The 19,657-nt window shown below is 60.7% G+C and carries 16 protein-coding genes; 9 read left to right on the top strand and 7 right to left on the bottom strand.

All coding sequences use genetic code 11. The features are described 5' to 3' along the window. Positions 1-9 precede the first annotated feature (9 nt). Both AC3EA7_RS05980 and AC3EA7_RS05975 read right to left on the bottom strand, forming a co-directional pair. Positions 10-894 (bottom strand): nucleotidyl cyclase domain-containing protein, encoded by an 885-nt coding sequence (locus tag AC3EA7_RS05980; RefSeq protein ID WP_488613123.1) that lies wholly within the window; start codon positions 892-894, stop codon positions 10-12. Further along, positions 891-1,757: a hypothetical protein gene (locus AC3EA7_RS05975; RefSeq protein ID WP_488613122.1), complete on the bottom strand. Its 867-nt coding sequence runs from the start codon at positions 1,755-1,757 to the stop codon at positions 891-893. The genes AC3EA7_RS05980 and AC3EA7_RS05975 overlap by 4 nt, the downstream gene beginning before the upstream one ends. 414 nt (positions 1,758-2,171) lie before the next feature. Between AC3EA7_RS05975 and AC3EA7_RS05970 the strand changes: the two genes are divergently transcribed. After that, positions 2,172-3,215 (top strand): SIS domain-containing protein, encoded by a 1,044-nt coding sequence (locus AC3EA7_RS05970; RefSeq protein WP_488613121.1) that lies wholly within the window; start codon positions 2,172-2,174, stop codon positions 3,213-3,215. Between the two features lie 278 nt (positions 3,216-3,493). On the opposite strand, the gene AC3EA7_RS05965 is transcribed toward AC3EA7_RS05970, so the two are convergent. Both AC3EA7_RS05965 and AC3EA7_RS05960 read right to left on the bottom strand, forming a co-directional pair. Further along, complete coding sequence (locus AC3EA7_RS05965; RefSeq protein WP_488613120.1) at positions 3,494-3,970, bottom strand: plastocyanin/azurin family copper-binding protein; 477 nt, start codon at positions 3,968-3,970, stop codon at positions 3,494-3,496. Positions 3,971-4,345: 375 nt separating this feature from the next. Then, positions 4,346-4,930 (bottom strand): PH domain-containing protein, encoded by a 585-nt coding sequence (locus AC3EA7_RS05960; protein WP_488613119.1) that lies wholly within the window; start codon positions 4,928-4,930, stop codon positions 4,346-4,348. Between the two features lie 129 nt (positions 4,931-5,059). Between AC3EA7_RS05960 and AC3EA7_RS05955 the strand changes: the two genes are divergently transcribed. Further along, entirely contained in the window at positions 5,060-7,000 is a 1,941-nt protein-coding gene (locus AC3EA7_RS05955) for a sensor histidine kinase (protein ID WP_488613118.1), read from the top strand. Positions 7,001-7,144: 144 nt separating this feature from the next. Here AC3EA7_RS05955 and AC3EA7_RS05950 read toward each other — a convergent pair whose 3' ends face one another. Further along, on the bottom strand, positions 7,145-7,357 hold the full coding sequence (locus AC3EA7_RS05950; RefSeq protein ID WP_488613117.1) for a hypothetical protein: 213 nt from the start codon (positions 7,355-7,357) through the stop codon (positions 7,145-7,147). A gap of 132 nt (positions 7,358-7,489) precedes the next feature. Between AC3EA7_RS05950 and AC3EA7_RS05945 the strand changes: the two genes are divergently transcribed. The 7 genes from AC3EA7_RS05945 to AC3EA7_RS05915 all read left to right on the top strand — a co-directional run bounded on the left by AC3EA7_RS05945 (position 7,490) and on the right by AC3EA7_RS05915 (position 17,377). Then, a complete protein-coding gene (locus AC3EA7_RS05945) occupies positions 7,490-9,034 on the top strand; it encodes a right-handed parallel beta-helix repeat-containing protein (protein WP_488613116.1) in 1,545 nt (514 codons plus the stop codon). 12 nt (positions 9,035-9,046) lie between these two features. Beyond that, the gene (locus AC3EA7_RS05940) at positions 9,047-10,096 is read left to right on the top strand and encodes a serine hydrolase domain-containing protein (protein ID WP_488613115.1); all 1,050 of its coding nucleotides are present in this window, start codon (positions 9,047-9,049) and stop codon (positions 10,094-10,096) included. A gap of 173 nt (positions 10,097-10,269) precedes the next feature. Next, entirely contained in the window at positions 10,270-10,860 is a 591-nt protein-coding gene (locus tag AC3EA7_RS05935) for an ANTAR domain-containing response regulator (protein WP_488613114.1), read from the top strand. Positions 10,861-11,084: 224 nt separating this feature from the next. Then, entirely contained in the window at positions 11,085-11,498 is a 414-nt protein-coding gene (aroH, locus tag AC3EA7_RS05930) for a chorismate mutase (RefSeq protein WP_488613113.1), read from the top strand. Between the two features lie 533 nt (positions 11,499-12,031). Beyond that, positions 12,032-13,063: a 3-deoxy-7-phosphoheptulonate synthase gene (gene aroF, locus AC3EA7_RS05925; protein WP_488613225.1), complete on the top strand. Its 1,032-nt coding sequence runs from the start codon at positions 12,032-12,034 to the stop codon at positions 13,061-13,063. A gap of 509 nt (positions 13,064-13,572) precedes the next feature. After that, on the top strand, positions 13,573-15,957 hold the full coding sequence (locus AC3EA7_RS05920; RefSeq protein WP_488613112.1) for a COG1470 family protein: 2,385 nt from the start codon (positions 13,573-13,575) through the stop codon (positions 15,955-15,957). 238 nt (positions 15,958-16,195) lie between these two features. Beyond that, positions 16,196-17,377, top strand: coding sequence for a hypothetical protein (locus AC3EA7_RS05915; RefSeq protein ID WP_488613111.1), 1,182 nt, complete (start codon positions 16,196-16,198; stop codon positions 17,375-17,377). Between the two features lie 6 nt (positions 17,378-17,383). Here the strand turns inward: AC3EA7_RS05915 and AC3EA7_RS05910 are convergent, their stop codons facing one another. Together AC3EA7_RS05910 and AC3EA7_RS05905 are read right to left on the bottom strand one after the other, a co-directional pair. After that, positions 17,384-18,769 (bottom strand): CRTAC1 family protein, encoded by a 1,386-nt coding sequence (locus AC3EA7_RS05910; protein ID WP_488613110.1) that lies wholly within the window; start codon positions 18,767-18,769, stop codon positions 17,384-17,386. Between the two features lie 6 nt (positions 18,770-18,775). Further along, complete coding sequence (locus tag AC3EA7_RS05905) at positions 18,776-19,627, bottom strand: alpha/beta hydrolase (protein WP_488613109.1); 852 nt, start codon at positions 19,625-19,627, stop codon at positions 18,776-18,778. Positions 19,628-19,657 lie beyond the last annotated feature (30 nt).

Below are 19,657 nucleotides of genomic sequence, written 5' to 3'. Positions count from 1 at the left end.
TGCTCCGGATCACGATGACGCCTGCACTTCCGGCGCATTCAGCACTTCCTGCGACGGTGGATCGAGCACCTTCTGCTGATCCTGCTTGAGATGACGTTCAGCGGTATCGAGCAGGTCTTCGAATGTTAACGAATGGTCAGGAAACGCCACCACGCCATACCTGGCGGTGATGCCCAACCGATCCTGCACCAGATGCACCAGGCGTTCCCCTAGCAGTCTGGCTTTTTCTTCCGAGGTTTCGGGGGTCACCAGGATCAGGCGACCGGGCTTGCCATCTTCGATGATCAGATCGGTGCGGCGCAGGTGGCGGGCAAGCACGCGCGCCGTTACTGCCAGGACATATCGTTGCATCATCGAGCGCTGCAAATCCTGGACGAAGTGGTGCATCATCATGTTGAGCGAGCGCGCATCGGCTTCGAGGACAATCACGCTCAACGGGCGATGCAAGCGGCGACTGGCGCTCATCTGCGTCTGCACCATTTCCTGCGCATCGTGGAGTGAGTGCAAACGGTCATTCTTATCGCGCAATGTCATAATCTCGACGGCTCGACGGAACTCTTCGAGCGCTTCACCTGCGCGATGAGCGAGCAACGCCGCACCCCCCACCAGAGTAAACTCGATAACGGTCAGATAGGTGTAGATGTCACCGAATTTCGGCGATGGATCAAGCACAAGCCCAATCCCCAACGCAACCCATCCCAACGCAACGACCAGGATGGCCGGGCGCTTCTGAAATACGCTGAACAACGGCAGCAGCACGACCGCCGCAATCACCACATACGTCATCGGTTCGAGATCCAGCGTATTGATGCTGCCCAGATCGAGGCGCTCGATATTGAAGCAGGCAATCAGCCAGAGAAGAAGCATGATGAAACGACGACGCAAACTGCTCATGGCGCATGTCTCTCTTTCATAGTCTGATCCTGCGGATCGGAACCCTGGGCGCGGCAGATATGGTAGGGGCGATCAACATTTGCCTGGTGATCGTCGGGATTGGTCATTCCGACACGCACCCGCAGCATCTGAACGTTGTAGCGCAGCCGATAGAGCAGATAGCGCACCAGTTCCCGCCATCCGCGCTCGAAATACCGGCCCGACGTCAAGACCGCCAGCCGTGGCGAACCGTTGTACACCACAGGCACATTCCTGGCACGCAACACGGGACCGATACTGAAGTCAGCCGGCAGGTACCCGGCATCGAATAACTCAATGAAGAGATCGCGATCAATGGCGAAGTTACTGCCGCGGATCGTCGGTATGCCCATCACCTGGCGCTTGAACCAGCGCGTCAGATGATGGATGGCAACCCGCGTCTGCGTGGCAGCATCGTCATTCAGATCGCAGAAGTTGACCGGCGTATACGCAGCGCGAGCGCCAGACGCAAACTGCTCGACATACCAATCCAACAGCGCCGTCGGATCCGGCACGCGACAATCGGCATCGATATGGATGGTCAGTCGAGACGCAGCGACGCGCGCGCCGTGGACCCGCGCCGTGACCGCCACCCGAATGCCCGGCAGACGGACATCCGGCTTGCTGACAACGCCTATCCCCGCCTGATGAAACACCGTGAGATTCGGAGGTTCATCAGCAGGATAATTGTTGACCATTACAATAATCTCGAACGTATATCGTCCCTGGTAGTCAAGCAGATCGTTGATGACCACCCAGACGCGTTCGAGATCGGACTGCGCATTGACCGGAATAATGATCGAGCCAGCGGGGCGACTCAACGGATCGCCCCGGAAGCGAGGCATCCTGAGCGTGTATATGTTATGTGCACTCATCACATCTTCCAACGCGTCGAAGAGAATATTTCGACGCTCGCAAGCCATAGTGCTTCCTTCTGTGCCGTCACTGCCGTTGTGGAACATAACGCTGCAACACTGCCGGGGAAATCAGGTGAAGTTTTATTTCTGACTACACATTCAGTCTAAAGGAGACAGTGAAGTAAGAGATGACATTCAGGATCGCTTTTATGAAACTTTGTTCATATCCTCGCCTGGACCCATACGCTCACTTGAGTGGCGCAGTCGCCTCACGGACTTCAGTTGCCGCAGGCACTGGCGGAACCAAAAACCACGCCATCGCACAAGGCGCGTCACTTGACTCTTTGACCGTGCTGAGGCACGATGAGAAGGAACAATCACCTTCGCCAGATGGAGACATGCATGGACACCTCGACGCTTCTTCAGGAGATCTACGAACAACCCGCAGCGCTGCGTCAGCTTATCAACACCGAAGGCGCTCCGGTCGTCCGATTGGCGCACAGGTTAAATGCTCGCAGATATCAATATGTTGTTATTGCAGCGCGTGGCTCATCGGATAATGCGGCGCGCTACGCGCAATACCTGATAGGCGCCGCTCTGGGTCTGCCGGTTGCGCTGGCAACGCCTTCGCTCCATACGCGCTATGGCGCGCATCTGCGTTTCGAAGGCGCACTGGTCATCGGCATCTCACAGTCGGGCGCGTCACCCGACATCTGCGCCGTCATCGACGACGCGCGCCGCGCAGGGGCGCCGACTATCGCAATTACAAACAACCTGGAGTCGCCGCTGGCACGCGCGGCTGAGTTTAATGTTCCGTTACATGCCGGCATCGAGCGGAGCATTGCCGCCACCAAAACATACACGACACAACTGGCGGCGCTGGCGCTGCTGACCCTCAGCATGGCAAACGACAGCGCCGGGCTGACAATGCTGGCAACCATCCCCGATGCAATGGAAGCGATACTCACCCTCGATGCCCGCATGCGCGAGATTGCCGGAGACCTGGCAGACGCAACCGCCGCCGTCACCATCGGACGCGGCTACCATTACGCAACTGCCTGGGAAATTGCGCTTAAGCTCAAGGAACTCACATATGTAGCGGCTGAACCGTATTCAGCCGCCGATTTTCAGCATGGGCCCATCGCGCTTGTGCGCAAAGCGTTCCCGGTCGTCCTCGTGGCAACCAGGGGCGCAGTCGCCGATGATCTCACAGCGATCACACGTCGTCTGCACGACCTTGGCGCTCATCTGACGGTCATCAGCGACGTGCCCGCCATCCTGGAGATGGCAGATCGACCCGCGCTGCTACCGGTAAGCGTTGAGGAGCGTTTCTCGCCAATGACGACGATCATTGCAGGGCAGTTGCTGGTTTTTCATCTAGCCCGCGCGCGTGGTCTCGACCCGGATAACCCTCGTGGCCTGCGCAAGGTGACTGAGACGAGGTGAGAGGCAAGAGGTGAGAGGCAAGAGGCAAGAGGCGAGAGGCGAGAGGCAAGAGGCAAGAGGCGAGAGGCGAGAGGCAAGAGGTGAGAGGCAAGAGGCAAGAGGCAAGAGGCGAGAGGCGAGAGGCAAGAGGCAAGAGGCGAGAGGCGAGAGGCGAGAGGCGAGAGGCAAGAGGCAAGAGGTGCGAGGTGGGAGGCGCGAGGTGGGAGGCAAGAGGCAAGAAATCCAACCTCTCACCTCTCATCACCTCTCACCCCTAACCTCTCACCTCTCACCCGATGTCACGGTGCAACCGTCATCACACCCTTCATACCACCGACGTAGTGCGCCGGATAGGTGCAAATAAAGACATACGTGCCAGGTGCAGGCGCGGTAAAGGTGATAGTTTCGCTGCCGCCAGGACCGAGCATCTTCGTCGCGGCGATAATATCCGCCCGATCAGCCGGCAGGAAATCGGGAGGACCGGCATTGATCGCCTCTTCATTAACCTTTGCGGCAATGTCCTCGCCGCCCTTGACAATCACGATGTTGTGCTGCTGCGCTGTTGACACATTCTTGAACGTCAGAGTGATCGTCTGACCGGTGGGAACGGTGAACTCTTTCTTATCGTATGCCAGGTTCTCGCCATCAGACGCAATCTCGATCGTCGTGCTGGCGCCGCCGCCGCCGCCGCCGCCGCCGCCGCCGCCGCACGCAGCCAGAGCAAATGCGGCAACAACCGCAACCATCAGCACCCACAAGGACTTGCGCATCTTCATAAAACTCCCCTTTGCTGGTTTTTAGGTGACCACGTGTATTTTATCACGATCTATCGGGCTGTCAATCGGTAGTACGCGCTTCGCGCATTGGGGGATGCAAGGATCGACGATCAGCAAACCAGATTATGACTTCACTGCAAAAAGCGGTAACCACGAAGGTAACCACGAAGATCGCAAAGGGACACAAAGGAAATGGACTTCTCACCTTCGTGCGCTTCGTGTTCTTGGTGGTGAAGCCTTTGTGCAGTGGACTCAGATTATGGTTTGGGTACGAGAGTAACCACGAAGATCGCAAAGGGACACAAAGGAAATGGACTTCTCACCTTCGTGCGCTTCGTGTTCTTGGTGGTTAAGCCTTTGTGCAGCGGACTCAGATTATGGTTTGGGTACGGGAGTGGGACCCAACTGCTCCGACACGCTCTTGAGCAGCGCCTCGCGCAGCGCCTCAACGAATTCACGCGGTCGCGCCGGGCTGATAATGAGCGATAGCGCATCATAGCGCGCCACCGCCACCAGCCGTTCCCGATGGGTTGCAGCAAAGAAAACGCGCCCGTATGGCTCGAGTTGAAACGGACCGTGATACCCAAACACGCCAGCATTGAACGAACGGCGCAACCCAAAGCGCGGCACGTCCGCCAGTGCGCCGGCGGGTGAGACGCCAGCGATCTGCTTGAACGGGATGCGCAACGCACGCGCCCAGCGCCGTCGAATGATCAACGCATCGTTCGTCACCACATAAGCGACCGGTTGTACGGCGTAGTTGAGCGTCAGCCACGCCGCCAGCGCCAGCGCGACAGCCACTGTCGCAATGGCGCCAGCCTGCGCGATGCCTTCAAACAGCAGCCCACTGAGATAGAGAAACAGCGCCGGCAGCATCAGAATGCCTCCAAGCGTCGCAACGCCGCTGGTAATGCGCTCGGCATAGGCATCGAGCGCGGCCGCACTGAACGATGTTTCCATTGCAAAAACCCTGACTATGGTACTCCTTGCGCGTCACCCATTGGTATGGTATATCGTCAGTATACGGCATGTTCCTGAATAACGATCTGCACTGCCTGGTCTATCGACATCTACAGGGCATCTTGCACCATGTCGCCGGAGCATATTGCGCGCTCACCCAGCCAACCGGCCATTCAACTGCCGGCGCCGGGACGCAGCCTGAACCATCTGACCGCCATTGCAATCGGCATTGTTCTTGTGCTCAACAGCGTCGCACTCGCAGCAACACTGCGGCACTGGTCGCCGGCGGCGCTTGCCATTGGCGCCGGTTTGACTATCCTGCTCGTTTTGAGTGATCGCTTTGCCGTGCGCGAGCCGGAAGGACGGCGGCTCACGCCGGCGCCCGTGGCGCTTGTGGCAGGAGCGATGATGACTGTCTGGTCTCCCGCACTGATTGCCGCGCTCATCGGCAGCCTCCTGGCGATGCCGCACCCATGGCAGCGCACGATTCGGCTGATTGCAGTACGCTCGGTGATCGTCAGCGGCGGCGCCCTGATCGCGCCGATCATCCAAACGACGCCCCGGTTCGTTCCATCGCTGGCGCTGGCAACCTTGATTGCCGCCGGCTTCTTCCTGGAAGCGCTCCTCGAAGCGACAGAAGAAAGGCGCTGGTCCTTGCCCTGGCACGGCAGAACAGCATCATTCCAGTGGTATGCGCCGGTCATGGCGCTGAATGGCGCTCTGTTCGGAGCATTCTGGCCCGCCGCGCCCGAAGCGCTGCCTTTCGCGCTGGCACTGCTCGGCTGGGTGCAGTTTCTGGCGCACCGCCAGGCGCAACAGCATCATACGACGACCGAATTGACCAATCTGCGCGAGCAACTCAGCATCCGCACCGAACGACTCGAGCGCCTGCAATCGCTGGCAACCGCAATGCTGGCAACGCTCGACGACCGACGCCAGCTGCATCTCCTCTGCGAACGTCTCGCCGCCCTGCTCGACGCCGAGGCCGGCTGGGTCGCGCTGTACGAGCATGACACATTGCGCGTGATGGCAGTTCACGGACTGACGCTCGATCAGCCCGATCCGCCGCTGGACGACCAGGAGCGCTACAACGAGATGATTCGGCGCGGGCAGATTGTTTTGATCGCCGATGAACGCATCCAGCGCCTGGCGCCGCCGATTGCCTCCGATGATCCCATACGCTGGTCAACCCTGCTGGCGCTTCCGCTCAAAACCGATCACGGCGCACTCGGCGTCATCTGCCTGGCATTCGAGCATCTGCGCGGCCTCGTCAGCGATGATCAGCGAATCCTGACATCCTTCACCCGCCAGGCGGCGGTTGCAATCGACAACACACGCCTGTTCAGCGAACTTCGCCAGAAGCAGGCGGAACTGATCCAGTCATCAAAACTGGCGGCAGTGGGCACGTTTGCAGCAGGCATCGGACACGAATTCAACAACCTGCTCGGCGGTATGCTCGGCTATGCGGAACTGGGACGCAGCACCGGCGATATTGCCGAAAAAGACCATGCACTCGACGTCATCCGGCAGGCATGCCAGCGCGGACGAGTCATCACTCGCGGCTTGCTGACGTTCGCGCGACGCAGTGAGCATCGCCGCGAAGTGCATCATCTCGCCGACATCATCGCCGAGACTTTGACGCTTGTCGAGGTTGATCTCCGTAAACTCAATATTACGCTGGCGCGCCATATCGAATCCACGCCAGCCATTGTCTGCGATGGCGGACAGATTGCCCAGGTGCTGCTCAACCTTGTTACCAATGCGCGTGATGCCATTGGGCAGCAAGGCGGAACGATCACCGTGTCGCTTCGGCAGTGCGACACCTTCGTCGAACTCAGCGTCCGCGACACCGGTGAAGGCATTCCCGAACATGTGCGTAACCGCATCTTCGAGCCGTTCGTCACAACGAAAGGCGCGCTCGGCGCCAGCAGCACGCCTGGAACCGGATTGGGGCTGTCGGTGTCCTATGGAATTGTCAAGGATCACGGCGGGGATATCCGGTTTGAAACAGCAACCGGCATCGGCACGAACATGATCGTGCGCCTGCCGATCCATCCGCCTTTCTCGTAATGACCCATACCATGAGTCCACTGCAAAAAGGCTCAACCACCAAGGACACGAAGCGCACGAAGGTTAAGTGAAGCGCATTTCCTTTGCGTCCCTTTGTGACCTTCGCGTTACCATGATAATAATAATCCTGGCGCGGATGCCGCGCTACTTCAGTTCGGGGAGTTCGATCGGATCCTCGCGCGGCTCGCAGACACCGCAGTAGAGCGCGCGCGCTGTGACAATCGCCCGATGGGTATGGTTCTCATCGCGATAGAGCGCCACAATGTGCGGCATCTCGCGCGCACAATCCTTACAGAGCGCCCGCCCGCAAAAGATGCACACGCCATGCGCCGGTCGCTCGCAATGCCAGCAGTTCACCAGGAGCCTCCTGAAACAACTCTGCGTGCGTGTTCCATAGATGTGATTGTACTTCAGAATCGTCAACCGGCATTGCAGAGCCTCTGGCGCTGTGATAGAATGCCGAGGATAGTGTGCATTCGAGGCAATTGCGTGGACTCCTCCAATCAACCGCACGATAATCAGCCAGTGCGCACATTGCCATTTCGTATCTCGCGTGATACGGCTATTCTGCTGGCAGCGCTCCTTTTTCTGGCATTCGCCATCCTGCTGGCAGTGCTGTTTCCGCCAGCCGGAAGCGAACTGGCGCGCGCGCGGACGCCGGCGCCTGCGATGGAGCAGGCAACGTCTGTTGTGGTCGAACCGGTGCAGATAGCAACCGCCATTCCCGCAGATGCGCCGACCATTGCGGCACTGCCGACCGACGCGCCGCCCTACCCGGCGCCACCGACGCCGGCGCCGGCGAACGCAGCGCCTTCGCCCACTCCCGATCTGCCACTGCCAACCGCAGCGCTCGACATCGCCGGAACAGCGACGACGCCTGCGCTGGCGCTGGCGCCAACCCTCGCGCCCCCGCCGGTCGTCCAACCAACCCCAGAGCCGCCGGTCGCCCAACCAACCCCACAGCCGCCGGTCGTTCAACCAACCCCAGAGCCGCCGGTCGTCCAACCAACCCCGCCGCCAGCGCCCCGTCCGACCCGTCCTCCGCCCACGGCGACGCCGATCCCTGTCGATATCATTCGTGCCACCACCTACTGGACGACTGCCCAGAGTCCGATCACGCTGCGGCGCGATACGGTGGTTGCAGCGGGCGCCGGACTGATCATCGAACCAGGGGTTGAAGTGCGCATTCCGCCAGGAATAACGCTCTATGTCGATGGCCGCCTGTATGCTCTGGGACAGGCGGATCGGCCGGTGCGCTTCATTGGCGCCAGCCTGCCGCGCTGGGAGGGGATTGTCGGACGCCCCGGCAGCGACATTGTGCTGGAACACGTCGAGGTGCGCGGCGGCGGCGCAGGCGGGACGGTCATTGCATCGGAACAGGGGTCATTGACGATCCGTTCAAGCCGCATCATCGACAATGGCGGGCATGTGCGCATCTCTACCGGACGCATCGAACTGCGCGACAGCGAGATTACGGGCAATGATATGCCATATGGCGCGGCGGTCGAGATCGTCTACGAGCGCGGCGGCGTTACGCTGACGGGGAACCGTATCGGCGGCAATCGCATGGCATTCGGCTCGCCCAACGTTCGGATCGGCAGTCGCAGCCCCAATGATACTGTCACGCTCGACATTCAGGGAAACCTGTTCGTCGGACAGGACGGACCCAATCTTGCGCTGGAGACGAACGGTCCATTGCAGGGATCTATCGTCTGCAACGGACTCATTGGCGGTTCCAATGGGCTGAGCATTCTCAGCACCCTGCCGCAGGCGCCGGGTTTGCCGGGGTTGACGATTCGCAATAACGCAATCGAGAAACATACGCCGCCGATTATTCCGATCTATCTGGAGCGCGGCATCGGGCGCGGCGCCACGAGTGACGTGTTTATCGATATGCGCAACAACTGGTGGGGCGCCGTCGAAGGACCGTATGAGCCGGATCGTCATGCCGACGGTCGTGGTGATGCGCCGGGCGATCTGGTAGCGTTCGATCCGTGGCTCACCGAGCGCCCTGCCTGCGCTCCTGCGCAATGAAGAGCGCCTGCTGTGTCCATTCCAGCCATTGACGCGATCATTGCCAGCGCCGTTGAAGAGCGCATCTTTCCCGGCGCCGTCGTGCTCGTCGCGCGCGACGATACGATCCTCCACCATACGGCGTATGGCGCAACAACCTATGACGCCGAAGGCGCACCCGTTGAACCGGCGACGATCTATGATGTTGCGTCGCTGACCAAAATGTTTACTGCGACTGCGGCGCTGCGTCTGTATGACGCCGGACGGCTCGATCTCGAAGCGCCGGTCTGTACGTATCTGCCCTCCTTTCGCGCTCGTGCGATCACGGTTCGCCACCTGCTGACCCATACATCCGGTCTTGACCTGCGCCTTTCCACACTCTGTCGGGGAGGACAAGACGCGGTGCGGACGGCGGTGTACGCTGCATTGCCTGCGCATCCACCCGGCAGCAGAGTCGCCTATACGAACATCAATTCACTGCTCCTGGGCGACATTGTTGCCACGGTATTCGGGCAACCGCTTGATCGCGCTATCGATGACCTGGTCTGCCGACCACTGGGCCTGCGCCATACCGGTTTTCGCCCTGATCCGGCGCTCCTGGCGCGCATTGCACCGACTGAATTCGACCATGAGTGGCGTGGCTGTCTGGTCCACGGCGTGGTTCACGATGAAAGCGCGTATGCGCTGGGCGGCATCGCCGGGCATGCCGGGCTCTTCAGCACTGCCGACGATCTCTGGCGATTTTGCCGCGCCTGGCTGCCCCCGATGCACAACCGCGCTGATTCGCTCTTTTTGCGCCGGGAAACGATGGCGCTGGCGACGAGGAATCACACGCCAGGGCTGGCGCAGGCATGCGGATTGGGATGGATGATTGACCGGCCGAATTTTATGGGTCCCGCACCGGCAGGAGGTTATGGGCATACCGGCTTCACCGGTCCGGCGCTGGTGATCATTCCACACCACTGCTTGATAATTGTCGTCATGAGTAATCGCGTCCACCCCCAACGCAGCGCGCCGCGCCATCATGCCGTCACCGCCGCGATTGTCGCTGCGACGCTCGATAGCATTGCACGACACCGTTGACGCGGCAGAGCCGCGCAATCACGTCGTCTGGACTTTCATCCGCGCCCATAAGTGAGCCAAAGTGCGCGCATCCGTCCGAATCATGCCCGAAAGACAGGTTTACAACAGGGCAAGGTATGCTATGATAGAGTGAGTGATACCATTTCCACATATTGGTGGAAAGGGCGAAACCTATGGCAGCTACGCGCATTCTTCTTGCAGAAGATAACGATCTGGTCGCGCTGACGCTCGAGGAACAACTGAAAGGGCTTGGCTGCGATGTCATCGGCATCGCTCGCACCGGCGCCGAAGCCATTGACCTCGCCATGCGGCTTGGACCGGATCTGATCATTATGGACATCCGCATGCCCGAAATGGATGGAACGGAAGCGGCGGCGCGGATCAATCAGCAACGCCCGACGCCAATTCTTATGTTGACTGCGTATACGGATCGCGAAACCATCCGCAAAGCGGAACAGGCAGGCGCGCTCGGCTACCTGGTCAAACCGGTGAATGAAGCGGAATTATTGCCCGCGATCGACATCGCGCTGGCGCGCTTCCGTGATTTGCAGGCGTTGCGCACCCAGGTTCACGAACTGGAAGAGTCGCTCGAAGCGCGCAAATTGATCGAACGCGCCAAAGGGATTTTGATGCAGCGCCTGGGGCTGACCGAGCGCGACGCCTATGAGCGGCTGCGGCAACGCGCCCGCGATAAGCGCGCGAAAATGAAGGATATTGCCCAGGCAATCATTGAGGCGGAAGAATTGCTTGGCTCTAGATCGTGACAATTGACACCTGCGCCCAGGTATGCTATAGTCAGAGTACGCATAGTATTGCAACAGAGTATTCGGGCATTTATGCAACTGCGAAGCGCCTATTTCTTCTGGTTCTGGTATTTTGCCGGCTCACCAAGAGGCTGGTTGCTTCGCGTTGAATGAAGTTGAAAGTACCCGAACTCAGAAGGCGTGGAGCAACAGGCTCCACGCCTTCTTGGTTTTCAGGAGCAAGTATGACGATCTTCTGTCGTGGCATTCGCGGCGCCACCACTTGCGACGAAAACACACGCGAAGCAATCCTCGAAGCGACGCGCGACCTGTTGCAGCGAATCATTGCTGCCAACAACGTGCGCCCCGAAGACATCGCCAGCGCCATCTTCAGCACCACGCCCGATCTGACCGCCGAATTTCCGGCAGTCGCCGCGCGCGAACTCGGCTGGCTCGATACAGCGCTGCTCTGCACCCACGAAATGGCGGTTCCGGGCAGTCTGCCGCGCTGTATTCGCGTGTTGATCCACTGGAACACCACCCGTCGCGCGGACGAGATCATCCATGTGTACGTTCGCGGCGCACATACGCTGCGCCCTGACCGAAGCATGACCCATGCGCGGACAGGGTCGCCGGAAGAGTGGAGGAGCGGAGGATGACACCTCCGCTTTTTTTGGCTACGAAATATGCCTGATAGAGTGAACAACCAGATGTTGCACGTTGCCCGTGTTGACCGTCTTGCGGCTGACGTTGGCTTCGACTGGCTCAACCGACGGTGGCCGTTCTATGTCCTTGATGGTCCAGGTTGTGGTTGATTGCTCGATGAGACGTTTGGTTCCTGGTTCCTGGTTCTCGGTTCTCGATTCTCGGTTCTTGGTTCTCAGTTCTCGGTTCTTGGTTCTTGGTTCTCAGTTCTCAGTTCTCGGTTCCTGGTTCTTGGTTCTCAGTTCTCAGTTCTCGGTTCTCGGTTCTTGGTTCTCAGTTCTCAGTTCTCGGTTCTCGGTTCTTGGTTCTCAGTTCTCGGTTCTCGGTTCTTGGTTCTCAGTTCTCGGTTCTCGGTTCTGGGGAGGAAGTCATGACCGCTCTCGAACTCGATATCGCCATGCGGCCTCGCCTGCGCCTGGCGCCACCGCAAATGAGTCGTCCGTCGTATATCGAACAATTGTTACCGCTGGCAAAGGAGAATGTGTCTATGATCGTCGTCATGCGCAGCAATGCAACCGAAGAGGAATTGAACGCGGTTCTGACGCGCATTCAGGAGCACGGGCTTAAGGGGCGCGTCACTTACGGCGAAGAGCGGAACATCGTCGGCGTTATCGGCGCTGCCATTCCGCCGACGCTCCGGGAAGAACTCGAGCGTTTCCCCGGCGTTCAGGAAGCCGTGCGCATCACCCGCCCCTACAAACTTGCCGCGCGCGAGTTTCACCCCCAGGATACGATCGTGCAGGTCGGCGACCTCGCAATCGGCGGCGGATCGTTCGTTGCAATCGCCGGACCATGCGCCGTCGAAAGCGAAGAGCAGATCATGACAACGGCATTCGCTGTGCGCGAGGCTGGCGCCCACATGCTGCGCGGCGGCGCCTTCAAGCCGCGTTCGTCGCCCTACACCTTCCGCGGGTTGGGGGAAGAAGGGTTGCGCCTGCTGGCGCAGGCGCGCGCCGAAACCGGTTTGCCAGTCGTCACCGAAGTGATGACGCCAACTGACGTCGACCTGGTGGCGCGCTACGCTGATGTGCTGCAGATCGGCGCGCGCAACATGCAGAACTATCAGTTGCTGGAGGAAGCCGGGCGCAGCGGGAAACCGGTCCTGCTCAAACGCGGCATGTCGGCGACGATCGAGGAATGGCTGCTCTCCGCAGAATACATTATTGCGCAGGGCAATCCGAATGTCATCCTGTGTGAACGGGGCATTCGCACTTTCGAGACCGCCACGCGCAACACGATGGATCTGAATGCGGTGGCGCTCGCCAAACGCCGGAGCCATCTGCCGGTGATCGCTGATCCATCGCATGGAACGGGCAAATGGTATCTGGCGCCGCCGCTCGCGCTGGCGTCGCTGGCGGCCGGCGCCGATGGCGTGATGATCGAGGTGCATCCCGACCCGGATCGGGCGACGTCGGACGGCGGGCAATCGCTGACCTGCGAAAACTTCGCTGCGCTGATGCCGCAAATGACGGCGCTGGCGAACGTTCTGGGGCGGCGCGACGCACGGTGGCGGCGATGACCGTCACCCAGGGGCTGCAAACCGCGACCGGCGGGCGATGGCGCGCCTGGCGGAGATGACCGTCACCGGGACGCTCAAACCGCGACCGCTAGGCAATTGCATGCCCGGTGATCAATCTGCTCGCCGGTTGCGGGGCGGCGGTAACGGTCATCGCCGGGGGCTGCGGGCGATGGCGCGCCTGGCGGAGATGACCGTCACCGGGACGCTCAAACCGCGACCGCCAGGCAATTGCATGCCCGGTGATCTATCCGCTTGCGTGTTGCATGGCGGCGGTGACGGTCATCGCCGGGGGCTGCGGGCGATGGCGCGCCTGGCGGAGATGACCGTCACCGGGACGCGCAAACCGCGACCGCCAGGCAATTGCATGCCCGGTGATCTATCCGCTTGCGTGTTGCATGGCGGCGGTAACGGTCATCGCCGGGGGCTGCGCTGGGGCGGGTCGCCAACCGGTCTCCAACCCCGTGGTATAATAGCTCAGGTTTGTCTGTCGCGGTTGGAGAGTCGTCTTTGTGAGCCACCGGTACACGACCCGACACAAAACAGCACTCACGCTGACGCTTATCGGAATGCTGGTCGCGCTCGTCGTGAGCGTCCCTCTGGCTATCGTTCGGGCGCAGCAGGTCGTTCAAGTCGTGCAGGTCGGTGCGCCGCCGCAGGGCGATCCGGGGACGATCATCACCCTGACGTTTCAGTTGACGAATAATATCAATGACGCCGTACTCTCCATCAGTCCATCGACGACGTTCAACATCACCGCGTCGAATGCGCCGTCCGGCGTTATCGTCAGCGCACCGGGACCGGTGCAGTTGAACAATAATGTCTCTGGCGGAACGAACGCGAATTTCACGCTGCAACTGAGCATTGGCAGCAACGTCGTTCCGGGCACGTACAACACTCTGCTGGTCACAGTGACCGGAACGTACAACTCGACATCGGGAGTGCGCCCTGTCTCCGCCAGCACCTTTGGCGCATTTGTCGTGACTGTCGGCGGGCGGACCGTCACACCGACGCTTTCGCCGACGGTGACGCCGACAGCGACGCGCACGCCGGGACCGACGCCAACGCCGGGACCGACGTGCCCCGAAGGGGCGCGCGATCCGGGAAATGACCCCGGCAGTGCGCGGCTGGTGCTGGTCGACTCGCCGGTCACCCATGGCATCTGCGAGATCGGCGATGAGGACTGGTTCCGTTTCGGCGGCGTCGGCGGCAAGGTCTACACCATTGACATCGAACGGATGGACGCCGGGCTTGATCTGTCGCTCGAACTGTATGATGAAAACGGTCAGCGCCTGGCGTTCAACGACGACTTCTTCAATCGCAATCCGGCAAGCCCTGACCCGAAGGACATCAAGCCGCGCATTCAATCGTGGCGCGCCCCGCGCGACGGCTTCTACTACGTCCGCGTCCGCGACACGCTCAATATTGGCGGCGGCAACCGCACCTATGTCTTTGTCGTGCGCTCCGAAAGTTACGGACCAACAGCCGCATTGGTGGGGGAGATTTGCCGCGACTTGTACGAAGACGATGGTCTGCCGGAGCAGGCGAAACTGATCCTGCCCAACGAGATCCATCCGGGGCGACGGCTCTGCCCGACGGGAGATGCCGATTGGGTTAAGTTCTTTGGCAAGGCGGGCAAAATCTATTACATCTACACCGACACCCGACCCTACCGCAACACGCCGGATTTCAACAATCAGACGCAGGCCGGCGCCGATACGGTCATGTATCTGTTCGACCGCGATGGCATTCGCCTCCTCGACTTCAGCGACGACATCGCCGGATCGCTCGACTCGCAGATCCGCTTTGTTCCGCAGGTTGATGGGTTCTATTATGTGCAGATCAAGAACAACGGCGACCTTGGCAATCAGTTCATCCGTTACGACCTGATCCTGCAATTGTGCGTCCCGGATGAAGAGTGCGGGCGCGCCCCTCAGCCGGCGGTGCTCCTTACCCCATCAGGACCAACACCGACTGTAGCGCCATTCGATGATCGCACGCCGACGCCAACCGGCACTCCCGCAACGAGCGGATCGGTCGGTGATGAATCCGACAGCGCTCAGGACGGGACGACGCGCGCATTCGTCAATGGTCCACTGGTCGGGTTTGCCGATGTCGCCTTTGATCAACTGTGGCAACGCACTGATCGGGTCGTTGCCAGCGGCAGAGTGCAACGCAGCTGGATGTGGGGACCGCGCGGGTTGATGGCGCGCGCCGAGAGTTATCAGCAGGCGACCAGCGGTATGCGGCAGGTGCAGTACTTCGATAAGGGCCGAATGGAACTGAATAACCCCTTCGGCGACCGTTCGAGTCCCTGGTTTGTCACCTCCGGTTTGCTGGTGATGGAACTGGTCAGCGGACGGATGCAGATCGGTGATAACGAGTTCGTTCAGCGTGAAGCGGCGGCTATCCCCGTTGCCGGCGACGCTGATGACCCGAACGCACCGTTGTACGCCAGTTTCGCCACGGTTATCACGAAGGTGGAACCGGACCAGACCGGACAGTTGCCGCGCATGACCATTGATCGCCAGGGACGCATTGGCGCATATGAAGGTCCGATGCGCAGCGAAACCCGCATCGCGCACTATGTGCCCGAAAGCGGGCATAACATTCCAGCAGTATTCTGGGACTATCTCAATACACGCGGGCTGATCTACGATCAGGGACGGTTACGCAGCGATCGTCTGTTCGACTGGCTGTTCACGCTTGGGTATCCGATCAGCGAGCCATTCTGGGCGCGTGTGCGCCTCGGCGGGGTTGAGCGCGATGTCCTGATTCAGTTGTTCGAACGCCGCACATTGACCTATGTGCCCGACAACCCGCCCGGCTGGCGCGTTGAGATGGGCAATGTCGGGCGACACTACTACCGCTGGCGCTATGGCGAAGACCTTCCATGAACATAAAAAGACCTCCGAGACACTGGCGTCTCGGAGGTCTGTCTGCGTTAGTCTTTGTAAAAGAAACTGCGCAACACGGGGTGCACCTCCTGTGTGGATCGAAAACGGCGTCGGAGAGGTTCACTCACTTCGCGCATGATCATGCCACAAACTGCGCGCCGCTTCAATCAGCCATTAGTCCCACGCACACGAAGTACCGCATGGTGATCGCGCATAGTCCATAAGACGGGCACAGGCAGTGACGGCATCTGATCGGAGCAGTGCAACCAAAAGCCAACCGTCAGGACGTCCGCTCGAGACGCCATTTGCTATCGCCGCACAGATTGTCGAGACGATCGGTCCCCGGCCTCCCGGATCAATGGGCGAGGCAAAGGTCGCTGCATTCCTCGATGCGCGTCTCCGCCAGGCAGGATTTCGTTTGTCCGCCGAGTCCTACCATGCGTTGCGTCCCCCCGGCTACGATGGCATGGTGGTTGGAATCCTGGCTGTTCTGGGGGTGATCGGTTTTTACTGGATGCCGTCGCCAGCCATCCTGATCTTTGCCGTAAGTTGGGGCGCGTCGTTCCTGTCGTGGCTGTACGACACGCCGCTTCTGGCGCCGCGCATTGCGAGTCAGAATGTCGTCGCCACCCGCGCAGCGGCTGACGTGATGCGCTGGCGCCTGGTGATGCTGGCGCCGCTCAGTTCGCCGCCAGCCGCCAGCCGCTGGCTTGTCGCGTCTGGCACTGACCAGACCGGGCTTATCGGGCGCACCGTGGCGGCAACGTTGCTGTTGGCGCTGGGCATAGCAGCGAATGCGCCGCTTCCGCTCGATCTCCGCCTGTGGCTCTGGTATGCCCAGGCGGCGCCGGCGACCGTCCTGTTTGCTCAGGGGGTCATCGCGCTGATCGTACAGCACGCCCCGGCGACCCCGGGCGCGATCAGCTACGCTGGCGCTCTGGCGACGTTGATCGAGAGCGCAGCACGACTACCCCATCTCAAGCACACCGAAATATGGATCGTGGGAGTCGGCGCCGGGTCGGCCGGCATCGACGATCTCCTGCGGCGTTATCCCTTTGAAGCCGGGCAAACCCTTTTCGTCGGTCTCGACGGCATCGGACAGGGAACTTTGTGCTACCTGGCAGCCGAAGGCGCCCTACGCCAGCGACTTGCGGACGCATTGCTGTTGCACCTGGCGGCTCGTGTTGTGGACAGTGGGCAGGCGGCGGTCAGGCCTGACGTCTACCGCGGGACCACATATGCTGGCGTCCTGCGGCGTCGCGGGTGGCGCGCCATGGGCATTGCCGCTCTCGACGCACAGCACCATGTTCCATACCAGCACGACCGGCGTGATGACCTTTCGAGGCTCGACGCAGCGCACCTCGAGAACGCCGTGCGTCTGGTCGTCGGGCTGGCGCGCGCGCTCGACGATGCAGCATAACGGCGTTCACGGATGTGGCACACGGAGCACGCGGTTCACTTCCGGCGTCATAATCGTCGTCGTCGCGCCATCGGGCCAGTACACCTCAACCGACTCAACCGTCGCCACACTGCCCAGACCGAAGTGAGCAACCGCTTCCATCTGACACAAATAGCCGCTGCCGGCATCAACGGCACGCAGTTGCCGCCTGCCGCCTGCCAAAAGCGCGACGATCGCGCCACGCGCCGGCGCCCCGGCGCGCGTCAGCGGCAGCACACGCAGCCAGGCATGATCGTTGGGAACAGGTCGGTACAGGCTGAGCGGTTGTAGATCGGCTTCGCCATGACTGATCAGCAATTCGAGCCGCCCATCGTTGTCAAAATCGCCAACCGCAGCGCCGGTGCCCAGCCCGGCAGGTTCGAGCGCATCACCCGGATCAATCTTCGCCCACTCAGCGCCACGGCGCGCAAACAAACGGTTCGGTTCGCCAATATTGTTGAAGAAGATCTCCAGTTCGCCATCATTGTCGAAATCGGCGGCGATGACGGTGCGAACCCGCGATGGTTCCGCCATATCAGGCGGCGCGGCATCGACGAACAGCCCATCCCACTTCTGCAAGAACAGGCGATGGGGACCTTCCCAATTGCCATAGACCAGATCGAACCGGCCATCGCCATCAAAATCGCCGGCGGCGACCCCACGTCCGTGCTCGTGTGGATCGGGCAGACCGGCACGGCGGGCAATTTCCTCGAATGTGCCATCGCCACGATTGGCGAAGAGCAGATTAGGACCATTCTCATTAACCGTGAAAATATCCATGCGCGACGTCACCAGCGGCAGCGCAATCACACCGCGCCCGCCGGTGGTAAAACTGATGCCGGCGGCGCTGGCCATATCCTGCACTTCGCCAAAGCGGTCGCGCTCATACAGGCGGAACGGACCGCCATAATTTGCGACGAAGAAACCATAGCGCCCCGTCCCCAGGCGATCCACCACCGCCACCGAGCGACCGGCAGTCAGATTGAGCGCCTCGCGGTTCTGCGGCAACTCAAAGAGGTCGATCCAGCCGGTCTCCTGGAAATCGAACAACCGATCGCCAAAGCGTTTGCGCCCGGCAAAGGTATCGGTGTTGAGGACATAAATCTCCTCTCGACCATCGCCGTCGAGGTCGCCGGCCGCCACGCCGATCGCCTGGCGCTGCGCATCGGCGAGGGTCTCGTCAACGATATCGGCGAAACCGGCGCCGTCCCAGCGCAGCACGCGATTGGCGCCATCGAAGCCGGCAATGAACAACTCCCAGATGCCATCATCATTGATATCGACCACTGCCACGCCATAGTGCAGGCGCGGCGGATTGGAACCGATCAGATGGCTGCAATCGATAAACATGGGCATATCCCCATTGTGCGACATGATGCGCTACATACGCCCCTGGAGCCAGGCGACGATGGTATGAGCAACCCGTTCACCGCCCTCGCCAAGGAGCAACTGATGTCCATACCCTTCCATCCAGACCAGCCGGCAGTCGGTGGCGCCGATCGACCGCGCGACCTGTTCAGCGGATCGCGGATCGACGGTGGCGTCATCGCGCCCCTGCACCACCAGCGTTGGCGCCGTGACGCGCGGTAACGCATGGCGGGCATACCGTTGCAGCAGCGTCAACTGATAGATCGCAGCCAGCGGCACCCGCACCATCCGGCGCAACTGCTCACAGACCGACGGATCATCAAGATCGGCATCCGGGACCCGCTGACGTATCAACGCGCGCAGCGTCGGGTCATTGAAATCAGCGCCTGCGAACGGATAGTACCACGAAATGGCGTGCCGTGCGATACCGCTCAGATTCACCAGGAGTTGACCACGCAACGTCAGCGCCGGCGCCAGCGCGACCAAGCGCGCAACCGGCAGATGCGCCGCCAGGAGCAGCGAAAGCAACGCCCCCATCGAAAAACCAACCACCACCACCTCAGAGCAACGGTGACGGAGCGTGGCAAAGCCCTGCATCACCGTTTCCGCCCACTGTTGCCACTGGACGCCAGCAAGTTCATCGGGAAGCGCGCCATGACCAGGGAGCAGCGGCGCGTGCACGCTGTATCCTTCACGAAGGAATGCAGCCGCCAGTGGACGGACTTCCGCCGGATCGCCGCCAAAGCCGTGGATCAACAAGATCCCCGGCGAACCTGCCCACACCGTCAGCGGCGCCGCCCTGCGTCCCCCAGAAAACGATGATGCTGTCGCGGTTGGAGAGTCGCGCATGGATCTGATCAACATGCTGGTATTCCTATCAATTGCATTGTAGAC

It is taken from the genome of Roseiflexus sp. (assembly GCF_057785375.1).
This window is presented reverse-complemented; position numbering and strand designations above follow the sequence as displayed.